This is a genomic window from Pseudomonas sp. LBUM1640, assembly GCF_059716225.1.
In genome coordinates this window covers 5,505,455-5,524,626 of record NZ_CP166816.1, presented here as the reverse complement: position 1 = coordinate 5,524,626, position 19,172 = coordinate 5,505,455, and the positions used below count along the sequence as shown (strand labels likewise).

Sequence of the window (19,172 nt, the reverse complement as noted above, 5' to 3'; positions counted from 1 at the left end):
CATGGCCGATGAGAAACGCGCAGTCATTCTGCTCTCCGGCGGCCTCGATTCCGCCACCCTGGTGGCCATGGTCCGCGCCCAAGGCTACAGCTGCTACACCCTGAGCTTCGACTACGGCCAGCGCCATCGCGCCGAGCTGGACGCCGCCGCGCGAGTCGCCCGTGACCTGGGCGTGGTCGAGCACAAGGTGATCGGCCTCAACCTAAATGGCATCGGCGGTTCGGCGCTCACCGACAGCAGCATCGACGTACCCGAGGCGCCCAGCGAAGGCATCCCGGTGACCTACGTGCCGGCGCGCAACACAGTGTTTCTGTCCCTGGCCCTCGGCTGGGCCGAAGTGTTGAATGCCCGCGACCTCTTCATCGGCGTCAATGCACTGGACTACAACGGCTATCCGGACTGCCGTCCAGAGTATGTCGAGTCGTTCGAGCGCATGGCCAACCTGGCCACCAGGGCCGGTGTAGAGGGGCAGGGCTTTCGTATCCAGGCACCGCTGCAGAACATGACCAAGGCAGACATTGTGAAGGCTGGTGTAGGGCTTGGTGTCGATTACGCGCTGACAGTTTCCTGCTACCAGGCGGACAATGCCGGCCGTGCTTGTGGGAAATGTGACGCCTGCAGACTGCGTGCAGAAGGCTTCCAAGCGGCCGGAATGACTGACCCAACGCGTTATTTCTGATTTATTTCAAATAAGGTGTTGAATAATCCTTAGAAATCAGTATTATACGCGCCACCACACAGCGGGTCGTTAGCTCAGTTGGTAGAGCAGTTGGCTTTTAACCAATTGGTCGTAGGTTCGAATCCCACACGACCCACCATTTTTGGCGGTTTAGAAAATCCGGAAGGCCCACGCAAGTGAGGATTTCCGGGTTTTTTTTTGCCTGCGATTTGGTGGCGCTTGAGTCTCCAACAGTGACTGTCAGTTACTGACCTTTTTCGTTTTAGGAAAACCCCGGGCTCACCAGGCGCTTTTTCTGACAGCCTGTTTTGGCGTCAACCCTCTACCGTTGCGTTATGAAAAATTAACGAGCCTGAGCCAGTGTCCAGCAAGGGGGACGTTCCCTAGGCACGCTTTACGTTAGTTATTCAAATTGGACAGGACGCCTTGTGATCATGCCAATGAATAGGCACTGGATTAACGTGGGTTAATTGCTTTTTTCAAAAAGGGCCTAGCTATCATGGATATTTATCGTCCTCAACTTTTTCCACAAGCGGCTCTCGAGTCGTTTGTCCTCCCTCAAATGCCACCGTTCGCCGAAGTCTCAGAAAAACAACACAGCGACCAGGACAAAGCACATCGCAACAGCCGTCAGTTGACCGCGCGTGATATCGCGTCGAAAAACGTGCGCTTTCGCACAAGCGGTGAGGCGGGCGTACGAACTGTTCTACCGAAGCTCAATAGCGATTCTTCAAAACTTGATAAAGTAAGCGATCCACGACACGAAATTAAAAAAGACGCCACATCGCCCAATGGTTTATTTGCTGTGAGCTACTCACTTGCTGCGCCCAACCCTGGGTTGAGCAATATCACCTTTCCAATGTCTATCGACGAAGGCCTTCAAAGAAAGAGTGGCAAGGATGCGGGGATTTATTACGCGATGATGTTCGGTGTTAATACTGAGCGAGGTACACCACTTGGTCGCGGCTATATCGGCATGCAGCCACGTGGGAATGGCAAGGCGCTGATTATTTTTTCTGGGTATGGCCCACACTTCAAAGCGTCACAAGGCACCGCCGAGTTTGATGGCGAAAAGGGCGCCAGCAATAGCACATTAGTAGACTTTAAATTTGGCAATAAATATAACCTTACGGTTGAGCGAGATCCTGCGAACGCCAAAAAGTTGAAAGCCTTTATCCAGGATGTTACGGACCCCGATAACCCTGAGCCCAAGCAGCATGTCAAAGATATATCTGTCGATCAGAAGGTTGCATTGGTCGGCCGGGATACAGGTTTCGTCGAGCAGTACGGCTCGAAAATAAATCAAAGTTCACAGATAGCCCCGACGCGCGGTAGTTTTTTTGCACCCTTTACAACCGATGAGGCGGGGACTATCAAAGTGGGTGAAATTAAAAGTAATGGTTTATATGGCCGGTACAAAAACTCGGTGGTAGGCCACCAGCAGATTGTCAAAGCAGGGGGCGTAGGTAAGGAGCTAGAGTTTTCTTTGCGGGGTATTGGTAAAGAGGAAACACCGGCAGGTGTAAAGTTATAGGCGCTGATCTCGAAACGCCCTTCTTTCGATATTGCCGTTGTCTTTTGAAATGCGGGGCGTTTGTTAGAACCCCGCACGCCTCACTATTACAGTGGGGGCCTATAAAATCCGGACGACCCGCGCGAGTGCGGGCTTCCGGATTTTCTGGTGGTAAAAGACATTGCCAACGGTTCAGCCAAACCGCCCCGTAATATAGTCCTCGGTCTGCTTCATCTTCGGCTTGGTGAAGACCTCGTCGGTATTGCCATACTCAATCAATTCCCCCATGAACATGAACGCGGTGTTGTCCGACACCCGCGCGGCCTGCTGCATGTTGTGGGTCACGATGATCACCGTGTACTGCGCCTTCAACTCCGTAATCAACTGCTCGATACGCCCGGTGGAAATAGGGTCGAGTGCTGAGGTCGGTTCGTCCAGCAGCAACACCTGTGGGCGCAGCGCAATGGTGCGCGCGATGCACAGCCGCTGTTGCTGACCCCCGGAGAGGCTCTGCGCACTTTGGTTGAGTTTGTCTTTCACCTCATCCCACAGCGCGCCGCCGCGCAGGGCTTGTTCGACGCGGTCGTTCATTTCGCGGCGGGACAGTTTTTCGTGGTGGCGCACGGCGTAGGCGATGTTGTCGTAGATCGACATCGGGAACGGCACTGGTTTTTGGAACACCATGCCGACGTGGCTGCGCAGGCGGTTCATCGAATAGCCGGGGGCGAGAATGTTTTCGCCATTGAGCAACACTTCGCCACGGGCTTCCTGCTTCGGGTACATCGAATAGATGCGGTTGAACACGCGAAGCAAGGTGGACTTGCCGCAGCCTGAGGGGCCGATAATGGCGGTGATGCGTTTTTCCGGGATATCGATGTCGATGGATTTGAGCGAGCGTTGGTTGTTGTAGAAAAACTCCAACCCACGCACCTGGATTTTGGTTTTTTCGTGAGCAATGCCGGTGGCGTCCATCAGTGAGACCTATTGCGTAAAAGGATCAAGCGAGATGCCAGGCTGAGCACCAGCACGAACAGCGTGAGGACCAATGCACCGGCCCATGCAAGCGCGTGCCAGTCGTCGAACGGGCTCATGGCGTACTGGAAGATAACCACGGGCACACTGGCAATCGGCTTGAGCAGGTTGCTGCTCCAGAACTGGTTGCCGAAGGCGGTGAACAGCAGTGGGGCGGTCTCCCCGGTGATCCTGGCCAGGGCGAGCAGGATGCCGGTGACCACGCCGGCCTTGGCGGCCCTTAACACGATCTGCAGCGTCAGTTTCCATTGCGGCACACCCAGTGCCAGAGCTGCCTCTCGCATGGTCGAGGGTTGCAGCTGGAGCATTTCATCGGTGGTGCGCACCACTACCGGGATCACCAATAACGCCAGGGCCAAAGCACCGGCAATGGCGGAGAACCCGACCTGATGATTGGTCAGCAGGTTCAGCGGCAGGATCACGCCGGTGTAGATAAACAGGCCCAGCACAATCGACGGCGCAGACAGCAGGATGTCGTTGATAAACCGCACCGTGGTGCCCAGGCGCGAGTGCCGCGCGAACTCCGCCAGCCAGATCCCCGCCATCAGCCCGATAGGTGTGCCGATCAACAACGCGATGGCAGACATCAATGCGCTGCCATAAAACGCATTGGCCAAGCCGCCTTCGGTGCCAGGTGGCGGGGTCATCTGGGTAAACAGCCGCAGGTTGAGGGCCTGGAAGCCGTTGATGAGGGTGGTCAGCAGAATCCACGCCAGCCACAGCAAACCGAAGGCTGTGGCGCCGCAGCTGAGGAACATGGCCACGCCATTTTTAAGCGCACGTTTGCGGTACAGGCGTTCGTTGGCATTCATAACCCTTCCTTGCGCGACAGGCGCATCAGCATCAGGCGCGCCAGCGCCAGCACCACGAAGGTCACGATAAACAGCAAGAAGCCCAGGGCGATCAGCGCGGAGCGATGCAGGTCGGTGTAGGCCTCGCTGAACTCGTTGGCGATGACGGATGCGATGGAACTGCTGGGCATCAGCAGGGAGGCGGAAAACTGCTGGGCGTTACCCAGTACGAAGGTCACGGCCATGGTCTCGCCAAGGGCGCGGCCCAAACCGAGAAAGATCCCGCCGACGACTGCCGAGCGTGTGTAGGGCAAGACGATGTCCCACACCACTTCCCAGGTAGTGCTACCAAGCGCGTAGGCCGATTCTTTCAACTGCGTTGGCACACTGCGAAACACCTCATGCATCACCGAGGTGATAAACGGCATGATCATCACCGCCAGCACAATGCCGGCCGTCAACATGCCGATCCCCAGTGGCGGGCCCTGGAACAGCGAGCCGACAAAGGGCAGGGCGCCCAGGTAGTCATTGATCAAGGGCGACAGGTGTTCAGCCATAAACGGCCCGAACACGAACAAGCCCCACATGCCATAGATGATCGAAGGTATGCCGGCGAGTAATTCAATGGCCGACGCGACCGGCATTTTGAGCCAGGGCGGCGCGACTTCGGTGAGAAAAATCGCAATGCCAAAACTCACCGGCACCGCAATCAGCACCGCCAGAAACGAGGTGACCAAAGTGCCGTAGATCGGCACCACAGCGCCGAAGTGGTTGTTTACCGCATCCCATTCGGTGCTGGTGATAAAGCCGAAGCCAAAGGTCTTGAAGGCCAACCCACCGCCCCACAGGGTCGAGGCCGCAATGGCGCCCAGCAGCACTAACACCAGCATGGCGGCGCCGAACATCGAGCGTTTGAACCACAGATCGTGGCGTTGATCGCGGGTGGCACGACGGTCGCCCGGTGTGTCGCCTGCGTGAGTCGTTAAAACCTGCGGGTAGACGATGTCGTTCATATCAGATGTGCTCACCGCCTTGCGCAATCACTGCGCAAGGCGGTCGTAGGGCGAATCAGTTGGCGAAGTCAGACTTCCAGTAACCTTCGATTCGCGACACCAGGGAGTCCGGCAGTGCTACATAGTCGAGTGCCGCTGCCTGTTGCTGGCCTTTTTCCAGCGACCACTTGAAGAAGCTGAACGCCGCCTGGCTTTGCTCAGCATTCTTCGGCTGCTTGTACATGATGATCCAGGTGGTCGCCGTGATCGGCCACGCGCCTTCGCCTGGGGCGTTGGTCATGATCAAGTTAAAGTCTTTGGCATTCGCCCAGTCGGCGGTATCCGCGGCGGCCTGGAAGGCCTTGGCGTCAGGTTTGACGAATTTGCCCGATGCGTTCTTCAACTGGGCGTACGTCATTTTGTTCTGCAGCGCGTAGGCGTATTCCACAAAGCCGATGGAGTTCTTGATCTGCTTCACGTAGGCCGAAACACCTTCGTTGCCCTTGCCGCCAACGCCAACCGGCCACGGCACGGTGGTGCCGAAACCAATCTTGGTTTTCCAGCTGTCACTGACTTTGGCCAGGTAGTTGGTGAAGTTATACGAAGTGCCCGAGCCGTCGGAGCGGTGCACCACGGTGATGTTCGCCACCGGCAGGTTCAAGCCCGGGTTGAGCGCAGCGATGGCCGGGTCGTTCCAGGCCTTGATGTCACCGAGGAAAATCTTCGCGAGCACATCGCCATCGAGTTTCAATTGCCCAGCCGCTACGCCCTCGACGTTCATTACCGGCACGATGCCGCCAATCACGCTGGGGAACTGGCCCAGGCCGCCGGCTTTGAGCTCATCGGCTGACAGCGGGGCGTCGGAGGCGCCGAAGTCAACGGTAGCGGCCTTGATCTGGGCAATGCCGCCGCCGGAGCCGATCGATTGATAGTTGATGCGGTTGCTGGAATTCTTGCTGTAGTCCTGCGACCACTTGGACAGCACCGGGTAGACGAAGCTGGAGCCGGCACCGGTAACGTCGGTGGCGTGGGCCACGCCGCTCAAGCACAGGGCAGCGAACAGAACAGACAGACTTTTTTTAGTCGGCAACATCACGACAACACCTCAAGGGAAGGGGTAAGTGGATAGGTCCACCTGTCTAAGACGTGACGATTTAATTCCTGAGATATGTCTGTTTAATGACGGTTTGGGTTTATGAAGAAACATTTAGAAATGTTTGCGGCGGTGAACGCAGGTTGCCCACGTCCACCGCCGCCGTGCGACTTAGTTGATGCTCTGCTCGATCCCGGCCTGCAACACTTGGCTATCACTGTGCCCGCCGACCCGCAGCGGCCCAAGGTTGATGGCTTGATCCTTACGCGTGGCGTCGTCCTGTTTCCGGGTCAATTCGTCCTTGGCGCCCAGCACCAGGTTGACCGGTGACTTCGACAGGTTCAGCCCCACATCCGCGCGGTAGTCGCTGCCGGCCAGTGTCGTCGCCTTTACCTTGGAGCCCCCCAGGTCGACCTTGCCCTGGTCTGCGCTGATCTGGGCGCCCGTGAGGCGTGTTTCGCCACTCACCTGCAAATTGACGCCTTGAGTACCACGGATGCCCGAGGCCTGGGTGACGCTGTCTTTCACCACATGGCTGACGTCCAGATTCAACGTCGGGGTGTACGTGGTATCGCCGCTCTTGTCGCCGAACAGCACGCTTTGGGCGGTATTGGCCACCGAGTTGCCGGTGGTGTTCTTGCCGCTGACGGCGTAGCTGTCAGTGGTTTTTGGCCAGACCTTTTCCTTGAGATTGGACAGGCGAGTGCCCACCGCCTCCTTTTTGTCCGCCAAGTAAGCCTTGGCTTTATCCACGCGTGTGCCGAAGGCGCCACGGGGCTCGGGGTTCACGTCGTAGCTAGCGCTGCGGGTGAGTTTTTCGCCCAGGCGTTCCTTGGCGTTGCCAAGACTGTTGACCACGCTGTCCTTGGCCGAGGCCAGGTGCTCGGTGCCCTTGTCGACGGCGTTCTCGAGCTTTTCGCGGTGCTTGTCGAACGCGCCCTCAGCCTTGGCTTGCACCTTGTCCTTGAGCGGGCCGCTGGCCTTGGCCAGTTTGTCGACCACGCCGGGTTGGTTTTTCTCGACGTCAAGCCGGGTGTCGACGTTGACCTGGGTGCTGCTGACGTGGTCCTTGCGGCTCTCGACGACGAGGTCGCCGCCCACTTTGCCGCTGACCTGCTGCGCTTCAATCCGCGCGCCGGCCAGATGGGTATCACCGGCACTGTTGATCACCACCTTGTTCGCCTTGATCAGGCTGTCGTGCTCAGTGCTGCCTTGCTGGTGGTCCACGTCGACCTTGACCCGCGCATTGATGCCGAACTGGGTCTTGGGGGTGTCGTGCTCACCGGCGTCGGCCAGGCTGGTTTTGCCGCCATTGCCACCTGCGCCGAGGGTCACGCCCCAGCTGTTATGGGCCTGGGTCGATTGCGCCGACTCTTGCAGAATGCCGCCGTTTTGCGCCGCCAGGTTGACCTTGTCGGCCACGACTTGAGTGCCTTGCAGGTGGATGGCGTCCGCCGCGTCGGCGCCGCTGGCGAGGGTGACGTTGCCGTTGCTGTGCAACTGCCCGACGGTAACGCCCAGGTCGTTTTCGGCCACTTTGCCGATGTTGACGTTGGCGCTCAGGCTGCCGGTGGTGCCGCTGCTTTCGGCGCTGCTGGTTTTGCCGGCACCGACCGTCAGGCCGCCGCCCAGGTTGCTGCCGCTGCTCACGTGAGTGTCGGTAGCCGCTTGCAGGTTCAGCTTGCCGCCGGCGTTGAGGCTGATGTCACCGGCCTTTGCGGTGCTGCTGCCGACCTGAGTGCCTTGCAGGGTCATGTCGCCGCCGCTGCTGAGCTGAATCGGGCCGTTGCCCTGAAGCGTCGCGACCCGCGCCTGGCTGTCCTGAGTGTCCAGGCGCTTGTTATCCAGTTGCACGCCGGCACCGAGGTTCATGTTCGTACCGTTGGTGCCCGGTGCCGTGCCCAGGGTCAATGAACCGCTGCCGCGCAGGCTGTTGTCTGTTTTGCTCTGGGTATCGTTGGCCTGGTTCAGCGCCAAATCGCCACCGGCCTTGAGGTTGACGCCTGCCTGGCCTGCGTTGAACTGGCTGCCTTGATAACGCGCGTCGCCTTGCGTCTCGATGTTCACGCCTTGCGCCCCGGTGTAACTGCCGACCACCGCCGTGCTGCTGGATTCGCGCACATCGCTGCTGCCGCCGGTGCCGCTGCCACGTATGTTCAAGTCTTCACCGGTTGTGGTGTAAACCCGCACGCCTACCTTGGCGTCCACGCCTTGCTCGCTGCTGCTGTGGGTGTTGGCGGCGGCGGTGGCGAGGTGCTCGCCGGCATTGATCTTCAGCCCGCCCTCAGTGGCACGGTAGTGCGTGCCTTCATCGTGCAACGTGCCGGCGACATTGACCTGCACCGTGCCACCACTGAACTGGCTGACCACGGCGGTGCTGTCCTGTTGTGTGCGGGTCTTGTTTGTATGGCCGACTTCGACATCGAGCCCGACATTCGGCTGCTCGAATGCATCCAGCAGACCGGGTTGATGGAACTTGGCCTGGGCCACGCCTTCGACGGCTTTTTCGATGGGCCGAGTAATGCCTTTGTATTCGAGATTGCCGCCGACATCAGCAGTCCAGCCATTCTCCTTGTGGGTGCTGGTCTCGGTGTTATGCGCCGCCTGGTTATCGACTTGGGCCGCGTTGACCTGCAACCCGGAGCCGGCCTTGACCTGTGCGCCCTGGCTGGCGAGGGTGTTGCCGGCGTTGATCGTCAGTGTGCCGGTCGCCGCCACGTTGCTGGTTTGCGCGGTGGTTTTGTTGCTGGTGTCATTGCTGCTCTGATGGCTGAACTGAGCACCATTGCCGGCCCGGTCCAGGCCGCCTGTGTAGTACACGCCGCCAGCGGTGGTGGTCTTGTCGGTTTCGTTGCGTGTGCTGTCATGCGCCGCCAACAGCTCGACGTTTTTGCCACTCACGCTCGCATCGCCCTTTGTGGCCTTGAGGTCGGAGCCCTTGATGCTCACATCGCCACCCGCCGTGACGGCCAGGCTGCCACCGCTGAGGCTGGAAGCCTGCTGCTTCGTAGTGTCGGTCTTACGGGTTTGCTGTTGATCCTGGTAGGTGACACCCGCCCGATATTGGCGGCTGCCGGCGGCGGTTTCCTTGGCGTAGCCATCAACACCACGGGTGTGAGTGCGGGTGGTGTTGAGGGCGGTGTTTTCAGCGGAAGCGACCTTGATATCGCCCTTGGCCTGCGCGTGCAGTTCACCCGCGGCAGAGACTGTTGAGCCACTGACGTTGAGGTCCTTGGCGCTTTGCAGCGTGAGGTTGCTGTCCGAGCGCAGGTTGCTGGCGACGGTGGTGCTGTCCTTGAGGTTCTTGCGGCTTTCATCCTTGGCGATGCCGAAGAACTTGCTGTCGTTGCTGTAGCTGTTGTCGTGGGAGGTGTCTTGCACGCCGTCGATCACCAGCGAACCTTTGTCGCTGACCACGCTGGCTTGCTGGCCGCCACGCGCCTGACTGCCGCTGATGCGCACCTCGTCTGCCTTGACGATCAGCTTGCCGTCGGCGTTGACCTTACTGCCGGTGTTCAAGGTTTTGCCCTTGTCGCCGTCGCCATGCTTGCCAAAGAAGCTGCCGCCCGTGAGGTCGCCGGAGTAGGCGTTGTCGCTGCTGCTCTGGGTGCGGCTGGCGCTGGTGATGTCCACTTGACGGCCGGCCAATTGGATATCGCCCGCCGATTTCAGCTCGGCGCCCTGCAGTTGCAGTTTTTGCTGGCTGGACAGGTCCAGCGTCTTGCCGGCCTTGAGGCTGCTGGTGACGCTGCGTTGTTCGCGGTTGGACTTATCCCAATTGGCTTTCCACAGGTGCTTGCGGTGGTTGCCCTGATCGCGGGTTTCATGGGTTTCGGTGGTGGCGTTCACCTGCAGGTCGGCGCCGCTGTTGACGCGCAAGGCGTCGCCCGCTTCGACCTTGCTGGCGGTGATCGTGGTGTTGGCGCCGGACGATAGCGCGGCATTCTGTTGTGCGACGACGCTGTTGCCGTGCTGGCGCGAGTCCTGGTCGCTGGTGGTGCGCTCATAGGTTTCATAGGTGAACAGGAAGTTGCTGTTGTTCCACTGTTCACGCTTTTCCTGGAGCTTGCGGCTTTCCAGGCTGCTGAGGGTCAGGTTGCGGCTGGCGTCGAGTTTGACGTTGCGCCCGCTGACGTCGGTGGCGGCCAGGTTCAAGTCCTTGGCACTGTGCAAGTCGACATCGCCCTGGCGGCTGTGCACGCCGGCGCGCGTGGCCTCAAGGCTGTTGGCGTGGACCTGGCCGCTGATAGCGAGGTCGCCGGCCGAGCTGACCTTCACCCCGTCGCGACCTTCCACTTGTACGGCGCCCACGCGCACGCCGGCACCTTCGGCAGTGCTGATGATATTGATGCGCCCGGCTTGCATCGCGCCAAACAGGCTGGCGTCGATGCGCTGGTCCTGGGTGTTGCTGGCCGGGTCGACCTGGCGCACTTGGCCGCTGGCGAAATCGACCTGGTTACGGCCCACGGTGAGGTTCAATTGATCACGGGCACTGAGGCGCCCATCGCTGTCAATGCGCGGCGCGATCAGGTTGATGGAGCCCGCGCCGTTTTGCAGGCCCTGGCCGTGCACCGTCAGTTGGCCGCTTGCATCGCGCGTGTTCAAGCCTTGCAGCTTGCCGTCGTTGAGCTCAGGGCGGCCCACCACCAGGTTGGCATTCGGGGTGTTGATGAAGCTGCCACCATTCACGGAAATGCCGTTGGGGTTGGCCAGTACATAATCGGCGGCGCGGCCAAAAATCTCTTGGGCGCCGTTGATGGCCGAGGCATTGCGGCTGACCACTTCGTTGAGGATCACGCTGGCCGCCTGGCCCTGGAACTGCGGGTTGGCCGCCAGTTGCCCGGCGAGTTGCGATTGGCCGGCCTGCAAGGCGTTGTTCAACACCACGCCCTGGCGGTCGACGTTGTAGTCCAGGAACTGGTTGTGGGACAGGCCGCCGGCATTCGGCGCGACGATGTTGACGATGGGCACGCCGCCCTGGTTTTGCAGTTGCGGCGTGCCGCCAGGCCCTTCGACGACGGTCACGCCACCGGCCAGCACCAGCTGCGGCAGCAGGAACAGGCTGGCGATGGCCCAGCGCAGTTTGCCCTGAGGGGAAAGGTGAAACGTGTGTGTGGTAGTCGGCATAAGTAAATTCGCTCTGTGTTGGCTGATCCGCGACGTGCGTTGTTCGTTGCAACGCTGCTGTGGTGGTCAGGTACGGCGGTTATTTCAGGCTAAACAGGTGTCAGCTCATATCTGCAGGCTCAAGCGCGTCAGCCAGACCTCCGGCTCCTGGCCAAACCCTGTGGGGGTGTTGAGGTTGCGTTGGTAATCGACGTCGAGCTGCACGTTCTTCCAGCTCAGGTTGAGCCCGACGCTGGCGCCGCTCAGGCGTTGGCTTTGGGCGCCGTGTTCGCGCTTGACCCAGCCGTTATCCAGGCCCAGGCGCGGGGTAATTTTGACCGGCAGGTCGCTGTTGAGTGGCAGGCGCAAGGTGTTGCGCCATACCGCTCCGATGGCGCCGGACGCGCTGTTTTCGCGGTAGCCACGCACCGCCGAATCGTCGGTGCCCAGCAGCTGTTCGATGGCCGGTAATGCATCCGGGCTGTACTGCGCCGACAGCTGGCTTTGCCACTGCCAGGGTTGCCCCCGCCATTGGCCGTTGCGCCATTGGGTGAGGTTGGCGCGGTACTTGTGGAATTGCGCCTGGGGCAGGTTTTTCTGCGTTTGGTCGGCATCGCGGTCGGCGCCGAACCAGGTCAGGCCTTGGGCGTAATTGACGTCGAGGTTCCACACCGCGCTGTTGAGCCAGAACAGATTCACGCCAGCCTCGGCCACCGTCAGTGTTGGGCTCTGGATGCCCAGGCGAACCTTTTGCAGGTAGCTGTCGACGTCTTTGTAGGCCAGTTGCAGGTTGGCGCTGAGTTGATGGCCCTGGTCGCGCCACAGCACCCGGTCGGTGCGCAAGCTGACTTGATCGGTACGGCCGCTGTTATAAAGCGTGGTGCGACTGAGCTTGAACGGCGAGCGGTATTCGGCATGGCTGGCGAACAGGCTGTAGGTCCAGTACCCGTACGGGATGGCGTAAAACAGGCTGTTGCTGCGGCTATAACGCGGCCCGTGGTTGAGTGTGTCGCTGAAGCTCAGGTTGAGTGAATCGTTAAGCTCTAATGGGCTATCCAGGCTCAGACTGATGGCATTGCGATCACGCCCGGTGCCGGCACTGCCGAGGTTATCCACCCCAAGCCCCAGCCCCCAGCGCGAGGCTGAACTGCGCGAGCGCAGGATGATGCGCGAGGCGCCGGGTTCACTGCCGGGGGCGATGTCGGCGGTGAGGTCCACCGAGCGCAGCCGGTTGAGCTGGTCGAGGCCCTGTTCCAGGTCGCGCAGGTTCAGCGGCTGGCCGAGCATGCCGGGGAACGCCCCGGCTAACGACACGGGCAGGCTCTGGTCGGCCAGCTCGATGGCTTCCAGGTAACCTTCTTCGACGTGAATATCCAGCGGCTGCCCGGCGGCGGGCGTGCTGATCAGGTAGGGACGGCTGGCGATATAACCGGCCTCGACATACAGCCGGGTGATCTCGGCCAGCAGGCGATTGATCTGGGTGACGCCCATGCACGGCGCCACGTAGGGCTCGATGCGTTTATTCAGCTCGGCCTTGCTGAACAGCGTGACCCCGGCCAGGCGCGTACCGCTCAGCGGCCAGCAACGCTCATCCTGGGTGATGTCTTTGGGCAAGGCCGGCGTTGTCGGTGGCGTACCGAAACTGCCTCGTTGCATCTGCCGCTGGCGCTGCTCCAGTTGTAATTGCTGCAGGTCGCGCTGCTGTTGTTGCTGCAAGCGCAGGGTTTCCTGGCCTGCCTGCGGTCCATCGGCGGCGGCCACTGGCAGCGCGCACAGGCAGAGCAGGGCGACACTCAGTCTCTGGATACAGCGCTGGCGTTCGGTTGAGGGCAGGCTTGGCACTCGACATCCTTAACGTAGAAATACACACGATTAGTGCCCCTGAGCCAAACCATGAACTCAGGGGTGTGCCGCACTTGAGTCATCATTAAACGGATTGTTACATCGGCCGTAGGATTTATTACATAAAACGTGAGGAATGCCGCGTTATTCACAAAATAAATGCACAAAATTAGTGCGCAGGGGCAGGCGATAGCCTGATAAGGCGGATATTTTCGCGGTTGATGGGGAAGAAAAGGTACGAAGATCGTTTTTGATTGTTGCAGCGAAATCGCTTAATCGCAGTGTTTAAGGTAAAGCCTGCATCCCCTATTGAGCGGTGTCGCACAGGCACTTGCTCATGTTGCCTGAGGTATTTGCTGCCGACCGGTTGCCGGCCCGCGGTACCCCTGGCGTGTACTCGTTGCCGATGGGGATTGGCGTGGAAATCGACAGCATCTTCGTGTTGAAACCAGTCGGTCACAACGCGGTTTAAAGGTCATAACGGGAAACCGCAAAACAGCCAAAGTCTTTGAAATACATGGGATTGTCGGACAATCGTGCAGATGAAAAACTCTTCATAAACGCCCCGCTCGAACGTTGGTAGTTTTCCCAGCGCTGCCCAATAATTCGAGTCCTAATAATGAATAACAAAAGGCTTAAAGGCGCCTTGGCGCTGTCCGTTTCGCTCGCCTCCACACAACTGCTCGCCGGTGGTTTTGCGCTCAATGAACAAAGCATCAGTTCAATGGGCACGGGCTACGCCGGCCGTTCTTCCTCGGCCGACGACGCCAGCACGGTGTTCGGCAACCCGGCCGGCATGTCCCGCCTCAAGCACAATGAAGTCAGCATCGGCGCGACTTACCTCGATGCCAAAACCACAATCAAGGACGCCAGCTCCAGCCAGGGCGGCGTCGATAACCCCGGCACCAACAAGGGCGACATGGTGCCTGGCATTGCCGTGCCGATGGGTTACCTGGTCACGCCGATCGATGAGCACTGGGCGTTTGGCCTGGGGATCTACGCACCGTTTGGCCTGGTGACCGACTATGAACACAGCTTCCAGGGCAATGGCTTTGGGAATAAGAGCAAGATTCAAGTCACCACCGTGCAGCCGACGGTCAGCTACGCGTTCAATGACAAGGTGTCGGTAGGTTTCGGCCCGACCTTCAACAAGATCAGCGGCGAGCTGGACTCCAAAGTCCCGACGTTCGGCCTCGGCACCGAAGCGGTGAAGATCAAGGGCGACGATACCGCGATGGGCTTTAACGCCGGTATCCTGGTGCAGGCGCTGGACACTACCCGTGTCGGCGTCACCTACCATTCGCAAGTGGTGTATCACCTCAGCGGCCATACCCAAGCATCGGGCGTGCTGTCCGACCTGTTGGACGGTGGGCCGCAGAAGTATGACGCCAAGCTGAATGTCACCACGCCGTCTTCCGTGGACTTCTCGGTCACTCACCCGTTGACCGATGCCTTGACCCTCTATGTCGGCAGCACCTACACCCGCTGGAGCCAGTTGAAGAAAATCACGGTGAACAACACGGGCGTGTCCGACCTTGCCGCTCAACTGGCAGGCTTGGACTCCATTACCGAAGAGCAGCACTGGCACGACACTTGGTCCCATGCAATTGGCCTGTCGTATCAGCTCAACAAACAACTGGTGCTGCGTACCGGTTTTTCGGTGGACCAGACGCCGACCAACAACACCGACCGTTCTGTACGTATTCCTACGGGCGACCGCAGCGTATTCAGCGTGGGTGCCGGCTGGACGCCTGTGGATAACCTGACCTTTGACGTGGCCTATTCCTACCTGAAGGAAGAACCGATCAAGGTTCGCGACAACAACCCTCAGTTAGCGCTGAACTACGACGCCAAGTATGAAAACAGCGCCAATGGTTTTGGTGGTTCGGTGACTTACCGCTTCTGATCGATGCAATCCGGCGAAGAGCCAGTTTTTTGGCATGGCTCTTTGCCAGTCTTGTTGACATCAATGCTGTCATTTACGGCGCGTGTTGGTTAGATTGAAAGCTACTCAGCTTTTAAGACATGGACTGTCATGACTACGTTAACGCCTGTTATCGCGACCAATCCCCTTATTGTTCGGGCTGCGACCACCGCGCCTCCCGCCACCCTGGCGAACACTGTCGATGTCTCACCGACGCGGCCTTCCGCAGTGGTCAGCCTTGGCAATCCGGCAGCCGATGTCGTCGATACCTATTCTCGAAACGGCTTGTTGCCCGGCCAGGAAAGCGTGCGGACCTGGGAAAACAACAGCGATGATTCGATCACCTGGGTCATCAACTCCAGCTTCCACTCGGTCACTACGGCCAGCCGCTACAGTGGGCTGGGCGCTGCGTTGGTGGACCAATTCACCAAAGGTGGCGGTGCCGCTATTTCCCAGTCGCTGCTCAACACCACCGCTGACCGCGCCGGCGACACCGATGCAATCAAGGCGGACCAGACGCTGCTGCACAGCAAGGCCGACAACCAAGTCAGCCTCAGCATCAAGACTGCCAGCGGCAAGACGGTGACGTTCAGCCTGTCCAGCCAGAAAGATGGCCTGGGCGTACAGGCCACTGTAGAAGGCGGGGAGTTGACCGCCGATGAACTCAAGGCCGTCGGCCAGTTGGGCAGCGCATTCCAGGCCTCGGTCGACGGGCTGACCGCCGTGCCGCCGAAACTCGACTTGAGCAAGCTGACTCAGTTCGACGCCAAGCTGCTGTCGTCGGTGGACCTCAATGCCAAGGTGAAGGCCTCGAACGGTGAGGACATTACTCTGGCCTTTCATGCCGACAGCGAGAGCCGTACCACGCGCATGAGTGGCCCGGCGGGTCAGATTGACCTCACGGTGGACCTGAGAAACGCGGCGATCCTCGGCAATGCCAAGCAGCAGGCCAAGGCGCTGCAAACCTACCTAGCGCAGTTCCACCGCGTCGAGCAGCGCGGCAGTGCCAACGCGGACCTGATGACCATGTTCAAGGACGCGTTCAGCGCCATGAACAGCAACTATCCGCCCGGGGCTGGCGCTGCGAACCCGCTGACTCATAACCCGACCGACAAAGGCTTGCTGACGGGCCTGGCTGACTTCAAGGCCTCGATCAAACAGGCGGCGGGCGCGCCCAATTCGATGCGTCGGTCGGAAGTTGAGGGCTTTTCCTACAGCGTGTCGCAGAAGACCCAGGTCAATGGCCGCAGCACGGGCGACCGCAGCGTCACCCAGAACCAGCAATCGCTGCTGTCGGCCAGCTTCCATAAAGGCCTCGACGGTGGCAAACCGCCGGTTTTTGACGGCTCTCGCGAATCGCAGAATTACCTGTATGTGCAAGTGCAGGACAAGGCCAGCAGCACCGCAACCTTCGCCTATAAAGACGGCCGACTGACGAATGCGTCCGTTGCCCAATCGGCTTCCCAGAACACCCACACGCAGAAGTACGTGATGGGCAACCGGGTGCAAGACAGCGTGGTGCCGAAGGAAGCCTCAACCAGGCGCGACTACCTGGCGCTGCTTGAGCACGCCGCCCAGGCGAGCAAAAAGTCCAAGGATGCCTTGGAGCAGTCAACCTTGAAGGATGCCTTGGCCAACATGCATGACTCGATCCTGTTGCAGAACGACCCGGATGTGCTGATGCGCTGACGTTCGGCGTGATAAAGCGGGAAGGCCCAGTGATGAGCCTTCCCGTTTTTTTTGCCCGATGAGCGTGCCTGCGCAGGCCAGATTAGGCTTTTGAATCCATTCGATATTCTGTAGCCTTGCGCAGCTTCACCCGTGCTTGATGAACACAATCACTTCGTCCGGCGGCGCCCGAAGGGCTCCAGAGCCGGTGGTACACTCGACTTTCGCGCAACTGCGCCTGCAGGTCTTGCGAACATGACGCAAATTTCCGAACGCCTTCTGGTTCAAGCCCACCTCGATGCCAAGCAGCCCAAGGCTCTGAGCGCCGAAGAAGAGGCGAGCCTGCGTGCCGCCATCGCCGCCGAGCTCAAGGCTCAGGACGCGGTGCTGGTCGCCCACTTCTATTGCGACCCGGTGATTCAGGCCCTGGCCGAAGAAACCGGCGGCTGTGTCTCCGACTCCCTGGAAATGGCCCGCTTCGGTGCGGCCCACCCGGCCAAGACCGTACTGGTCGCCGGTGTGCGTTTCATGGGCGAGACCGCCAAAATCCTTACGCCCGAAAAACGCATCCTCATGCCCACGCTGGAAGCCACTTGCTCCCTGGACTTGGGCTGCCCGGTGGATGAGTTTTCGGCGTTTTGCGACCAGCATCCCGAGCGCACCGTGGTGGTGTATGCCAACACCTCGGCGGCGGTCAAAGCCCGGGCGGATTGGGTGGTTACCTCAAGCTGCGCACTGGAAATCGTCGAAAGCCTGATGGACAACGGAGAGACGATTATCTGGGGCCCGGACAAGCACCTGGGCACTTACATCCAGCGCCAGACCGGTGCCGATATGTTGCTGTGGGACGGCGCGTGCATCGTTCACGAGGAGTTCAAGTCCAAGCAACTGGAGGACATGAAGGCGCTGTACCCGGATGCGGCAATCCTGGTGCACCCGGAGTCGCCGACGGCGGTGATCGAGCTGGCGGATGCGGTAGGTTCTACCAGCCAGTTGATCGCCGCGGCCCAGCGTTTGCCGAACAAGACCTTTATCGTCGCCACCGACCGCGGCATCTTCTACAAGATGCAGCAGCTGTGCCCGGACAAAGTCTTCGTTGAGGCACCGACTGCCGGTAACGGCGCGGCGTGCCGCAGCTGCGCGCATTGCCCGTGGATGGCGATGAACACGCTGGAGCGTACGCTGCAGTGCCTGCGTGAGGGCAGCAATGAGATTTTCGTTGAGCCGTCGGTGATTCCACAGGCGGTGCGACCGCTCAAGCGCATGCTCGACTTCACCCAGGCGGCGCGCCTCAAACTGGCCGGCAACGCATAACCCAAGCTTTAAACACGGTCGAACTGTGGGAGCTGGCTTGCCTGCGATAGCATCACCCTGGTCTGCTTGATAGACCGAGGTGCCTGCATCGCAGGCAAGCCAGCTCCCACAGTTGATTTGCGTTGCCTTGAATTACTTCTTTTGTTTCGGGATACGCACCAGCTGCGTATCCGAATAAATGTCATGCCAACTGCGTTTGTGCTTATCAAACAGCGACCAGATAAACCCCAGCCCCACGCACAACCACGACGCAATCGCCACCACAAAGCGCAACAGCGCCTGCCACAGGCTGATGCGCGAGCCATCGGCGTTCTGTACGCGCACGCCCCACACCTGCATGCCCAAGGTCTGCCCGGAATAGGTCCAGAACTTGGCGAAAAACCCAAACAACACAAAAAACAAAATCGTCGAGAGTAATGGGTCACCGTCCAGCGCGCCGGACTCGGTAAGCGTGCGCATCTTTGCTTCGCCGATAAACGCCATCCACACCAGCTTGTAGACAAAAGCGGTAACGATCAGCAGGGCGGTGCACAACAGAAAGTCATAAAACATCGCTGCCAGACGACGGCCCAGGCCAACGGCGGGGAATTCGCCTTGGGGGCTCAGCAGGGGTTTGGACATGGCAGTCTCTCTTGAGAAAAAAGCCATTTTACGAGCAAACGCATATAAAAAAGCCCCTGATGTCACCATCAGGGGCTTTTTGTCGCAGCAGGGATCAGCCTTCTGCTTGTACTTCGTCAGCCTGCATGCCTTTCTGGCCTTGCACGGCGATGAAAGTCACTTTCTGGCCTTCTTTCAGGCTCTTGAAACCGTTGCCCTGGATAGCGCGGAAATGGACGAACAGATCCGGACCGCTTTCTGGAGTGATAAAACCAAACCCTTTCTCGTCGTTAAACCACTTGACGGTACCGCTCTGACGATCAGCCATTTTCTTATTTCCTTGACGCTAAAAATTAATGACAGCCCCTTTCACATGAAAGAGTACTGGGCTGGGTTGCAGGAAAGTAAGAGACGTCGAACGGGTTGTAGCAAACATATGGCTACTGCCCAGGTCCAGGTTCAAAGCGACCCATGCAAACACAGTGGGCAAACTCTACGCCAACTAATACAGAAAAAACAAGCCCCGCCAAAAGCCCAGCGTTTGCTTGGCTTCATGACTGTTTGATCAACAATGTGGATCCAACTTATTCGATAGAATTGATCACTTGTTATAGGCGC

14 protein-coding genes and 1 tRNA gene are annotated in these 19,172 nt (G+C 59.3%); 7 read left to right on the top strand and 8 right to left on the bottom strand.

Features of this window, described 5'->3' with window-relative positions:
* Position 1: 1 nt before the first annotated feature.
* The 3 genes from queC to ACA065_RS24420 all read left to right on the top strand — a co-directional run bounded on the left by queC (position 2) and on the right by ACA065_RS24420 (position 2,213).
* Positions 2-679, top strand: coding sequence for a 7-cyano-7-deazaguanine synthase QueC (gene queC / locus ACA065_RS24430; protein ID WP_497691880.1), 678 nt, complete (start codon positions 2-4; stop codon positions 677-679).
* A 63-nt stretch (positions 680-742) separates the two neighbouring features.
* Positions 743-818 (top strand) — tRNA-Lys (locus ACA065_RS24425).
* Between the two features lie 360 nt (positions 819-1,178).
* Positions 1,179-2,213 carry a hypothetical protein gene (locus tag ACA065_RS24420; RefSeq protein ID WP_497691879.1) on the top strand — a complete coding sequence of 345 codons (1,035 nt, stop codon included), beginning with the start codon at positions 1,179-1,181 and terminating at the stop codon, positions 2,211-2,213.
* Positions 2,214-2,384: 171 nt separating this feature from the next.
* Here ACA065_RS24420 and pstB read toward each other — a convergent pair whose 3' ends face one another.
* From pstB to ACA065_RS24390, 6 genes are all read right to left on the bottom strand, one after another.
* Complete coding sequence (pstB, locus tag ACA065_RS24415; protein WP_497691878.1) at positions 2,385-3,164, bottom strand: phosphate ABC transporter ATP-binding protein PstB; 780 nt, start codon at positions 3,162-3,164, stop codon at positions 2,385-2,387.
* Positions 3,164-4,036 (bottom strand): phosphate ABC transporter permease PstA, encoded by an 873-nt coding sequence (gene pstA / locus ACA065_RS24410; protein WP_497691877.1) that lies wholly within the window; start codon positions 4,034-4,036, stop codon positions 3,164-3,166. Before pstA ends, pstB begins: the two co-directional genes overlap by 1 nt.
* Entirely contained in the window at positions 4,033-5,028 is a 996-nt protein-coding gene (pstC, locus tag ACA065_RS24405) for a phosphate ABC transporter permease subunit PstC (protein ID WP_497691876.1), read from the bottom strand. Before pstC ends, pstA begins: the two co-directional genes overlap by 4 nt.
* A 55-nt stretch (positions 5,029-5,083) precedes the next feature.
* Complete coding sequence (gene pstS, locus ACA065_RS24400; protein ID WP_497691875.1) at positions 5,084-6,100, bottom strand: phosphate ABC transporter substrate-binding protein PstS; 1,017 nt, start codon at positions 6,098-6,100, stop codon at positions 5,084-5,086.
* A gap of 171 nt (positions 6,101-6,271) precedes the next feature.
* Entirely contained in the window at positions 6,272-11,227 is a 4,956-nt protein-coding gene (locus ACA065_RS24395; RefSeq protein ID WP_497691874.1) for a hemagglutinin repeat-containing protein, read from the bottom strand.
* A 105-nt stretch (positions 11,228-11,332) separates the two neighbouring features.
* Complete coding sequence (locus ACA065_RS24390) at positions 11,333-13,003, bottom strand: ShlB/FhaC/HecB family hemolysin secretion/activation protein (RefSeq protein WP_497695415.1); 1,671 nt, start codon at positions 13,001-13,003, stop codon at positions 11,333-11,335.
* 382 nt (positions 13,004-13,385) lie between these two features.
* Between ACA065_RS24390 and ACA065_RS24385 the strand changes: the two genes are divergently transcribed.
* The 4 genes from ACA065_RS24385 (at position 13,386) to nadA (ending at position 17,954) form a co-directional block, all read left to right on the top strand.
* On the top strand, positions 13,386-13,520 hold the full coding sequence (locus tag ACA065_RS24385) for a hypothetical protein (protein ID WP_497691873.1): 135 nt from the start codon (positions 13,386-13,388) through the stop codon (positions 13,518-13,520).
* A 147-nt stretch (positions 13,521-13,667) separates the two neighbouring features.
* Positions 13,668-14,954 carry an OmpP1/FadL family transporter gene (locus ACA065_RS24380; RefSeq protein WP_497691872.1) on the top strand — a complete coding sequence of 429 codons (1,287 nt, stop codon included), beginning with the start codon at positions 13,668-13,670 and terminating at the stop codon, positions 14,952-14,954.
* Between the two features lie 129 nt (positions 14,955-15,083).
* The gene (locus ACA065_RS24375) at positions 15,084-16,661 is read left to right on the top strand and encodes a lactate dehydrogenase (RefSeq protein ID WP_497691871.1); all 1,578 of its coding nucleotides are present in this window, start codon (positions 15,084-15,086) and stop codon (positions 16,659-16,661) included.
* 234 nt (positions 16,662-16,895) lie between these two features.
* Positions 16,896-17,954, top strand: coding sequence for a quinolinate synthase NadA (gene nadA / locus ACA065_RS24370; RefSeq protein ID WP_122542851.1), 1,059 nt, complete (start codon positions 16,896-16,898; stop codon positions 17,952-17,954).
* 132 nt (positions 17,955-18,086) lie between these two features.
* On the opposite strand, the gene ACA065_RS24365 is transcribed toward nadA, so the two are convergent.
* Together ACA065_RS24365 and ACA065_RS24360 are read right to left on the bottom strand one after the other, a co-directional pair.
* On the bottom strand, positions 18,087-18,575 hold the full coding sequence (locus ACA065_RS24365) for an RDD family protein (protein WP_497691870.1): 489 nt from the start codon (positions 18,573-18,575) through the stop codon (positions 18,087-18,089).
* A 94-nt stretch (positions 18,576-18,669) separates the two neighbouring features.
* Positions 18,670-18,882: a cold-shock protein gene (locus ACA065_RS24360; protein ID WP_003220045.1), complete on the bottom strand. Its 213-nt coding sequence runs from the start codon at positions 18,880-18,882 to the stop codon at positions 18,670-18,672.
* Positions 18,883-19,172 lie beyond the last annotated feature (290 nt).

Excerpts from the sequence above, each read along its gene's own strand:
- queC (WP_497691880.1), top strand. The coding sequence starts at position 2 with ATGGCCGATGAGAAACGCGCAGTCATTCTGCTCTCCGGCGGCCTCGAT.
- ACA065_RS24420 (WP_497691879.1), top strand. The coding sequence starts at position 1,179 with ATGGATATTTATCGTCCTCAACTTTTTCCACAAGCGGCTCTCGAGTCG.
- pstB (WP_497691878.1), bottom strand. The coding sequence starts at position 3,164 with ATGGACGCCACCGGCATTGCTCACGAAAAAACCAAAATCCAGGTGCGT.
- pstA (WP_497691877.1), bottom strand. The coding sequence starts at position 4,036 with ATGAATGCCAACGAACGCCTGTACCGCAAACGTGCGCTTAAAAATGGC.
- pstC (WP_497691876.1), bottom strand. The coding sequence starts at position 5,028 with ATGAACGACATCGTCTACCCGCAGGTTTTAACGACTCACGCAGGCGAC.
- pstS (WP_497691875.1), bottom strand. The coding sequence starts at position 6,100 with ATGTTGCCGACTAAAAAAAGTCTGTCTGTTCTGTTCGCTGCCCTGTGC.
- ACA065_RS24395 (WP_497691874.1), bottom strand. The coding sequence starts at position 11,227 with ATGCCGACTACCACACACACGTTTCACCTTTCCCCTCAGGGCAAACTG.
- ACA065_RS24385 (WP_497691873.1), top strand. The coding sequence starts at position 13,386 with ATGTTGCCTGAGGTATTTGCTGCCGACCGGTTGCCGGCCCGCGGTACC.
- ACA065_RS24380 (WP_497691872.1), top strand. The coding sequence starts at position 13,668 with ATGAATAACAAAAGGCTTAAAGGCGCCTTGGCGCTGTCCGTTTCGCTC.
- ACA065_RS24375 (WP_497691871.1), top strand. The coding sequence starts at position 15,084 with ATGACTACGTTAACGCCTGTTATCGCGACCAATCCCCTTATTGTTCGG.
- nadA (WP_122542851.1), top strand. The coding sequence starts at position 16,896 with ATGACGCAAATTTCCGAACGCCTTCTGGTTCAAGCCCACCTCGATGCC.
- ACA065_RS24365 (WP_497691870.1), bottom strand. The coding sequence starts at position 18,575 with ATGTCCAAACCCCTGCTGAGCCCCCAAGGCGAATTCCCCGCCGTTGGC.
- ACA065_RS24360 (WP_003220045.1), bottom strand. The coding sequence starts at position 18,882 with ATGGCTGATCGTCAGAGCGGTACCGTCAAGTGGTTTAACGACGAGAAA.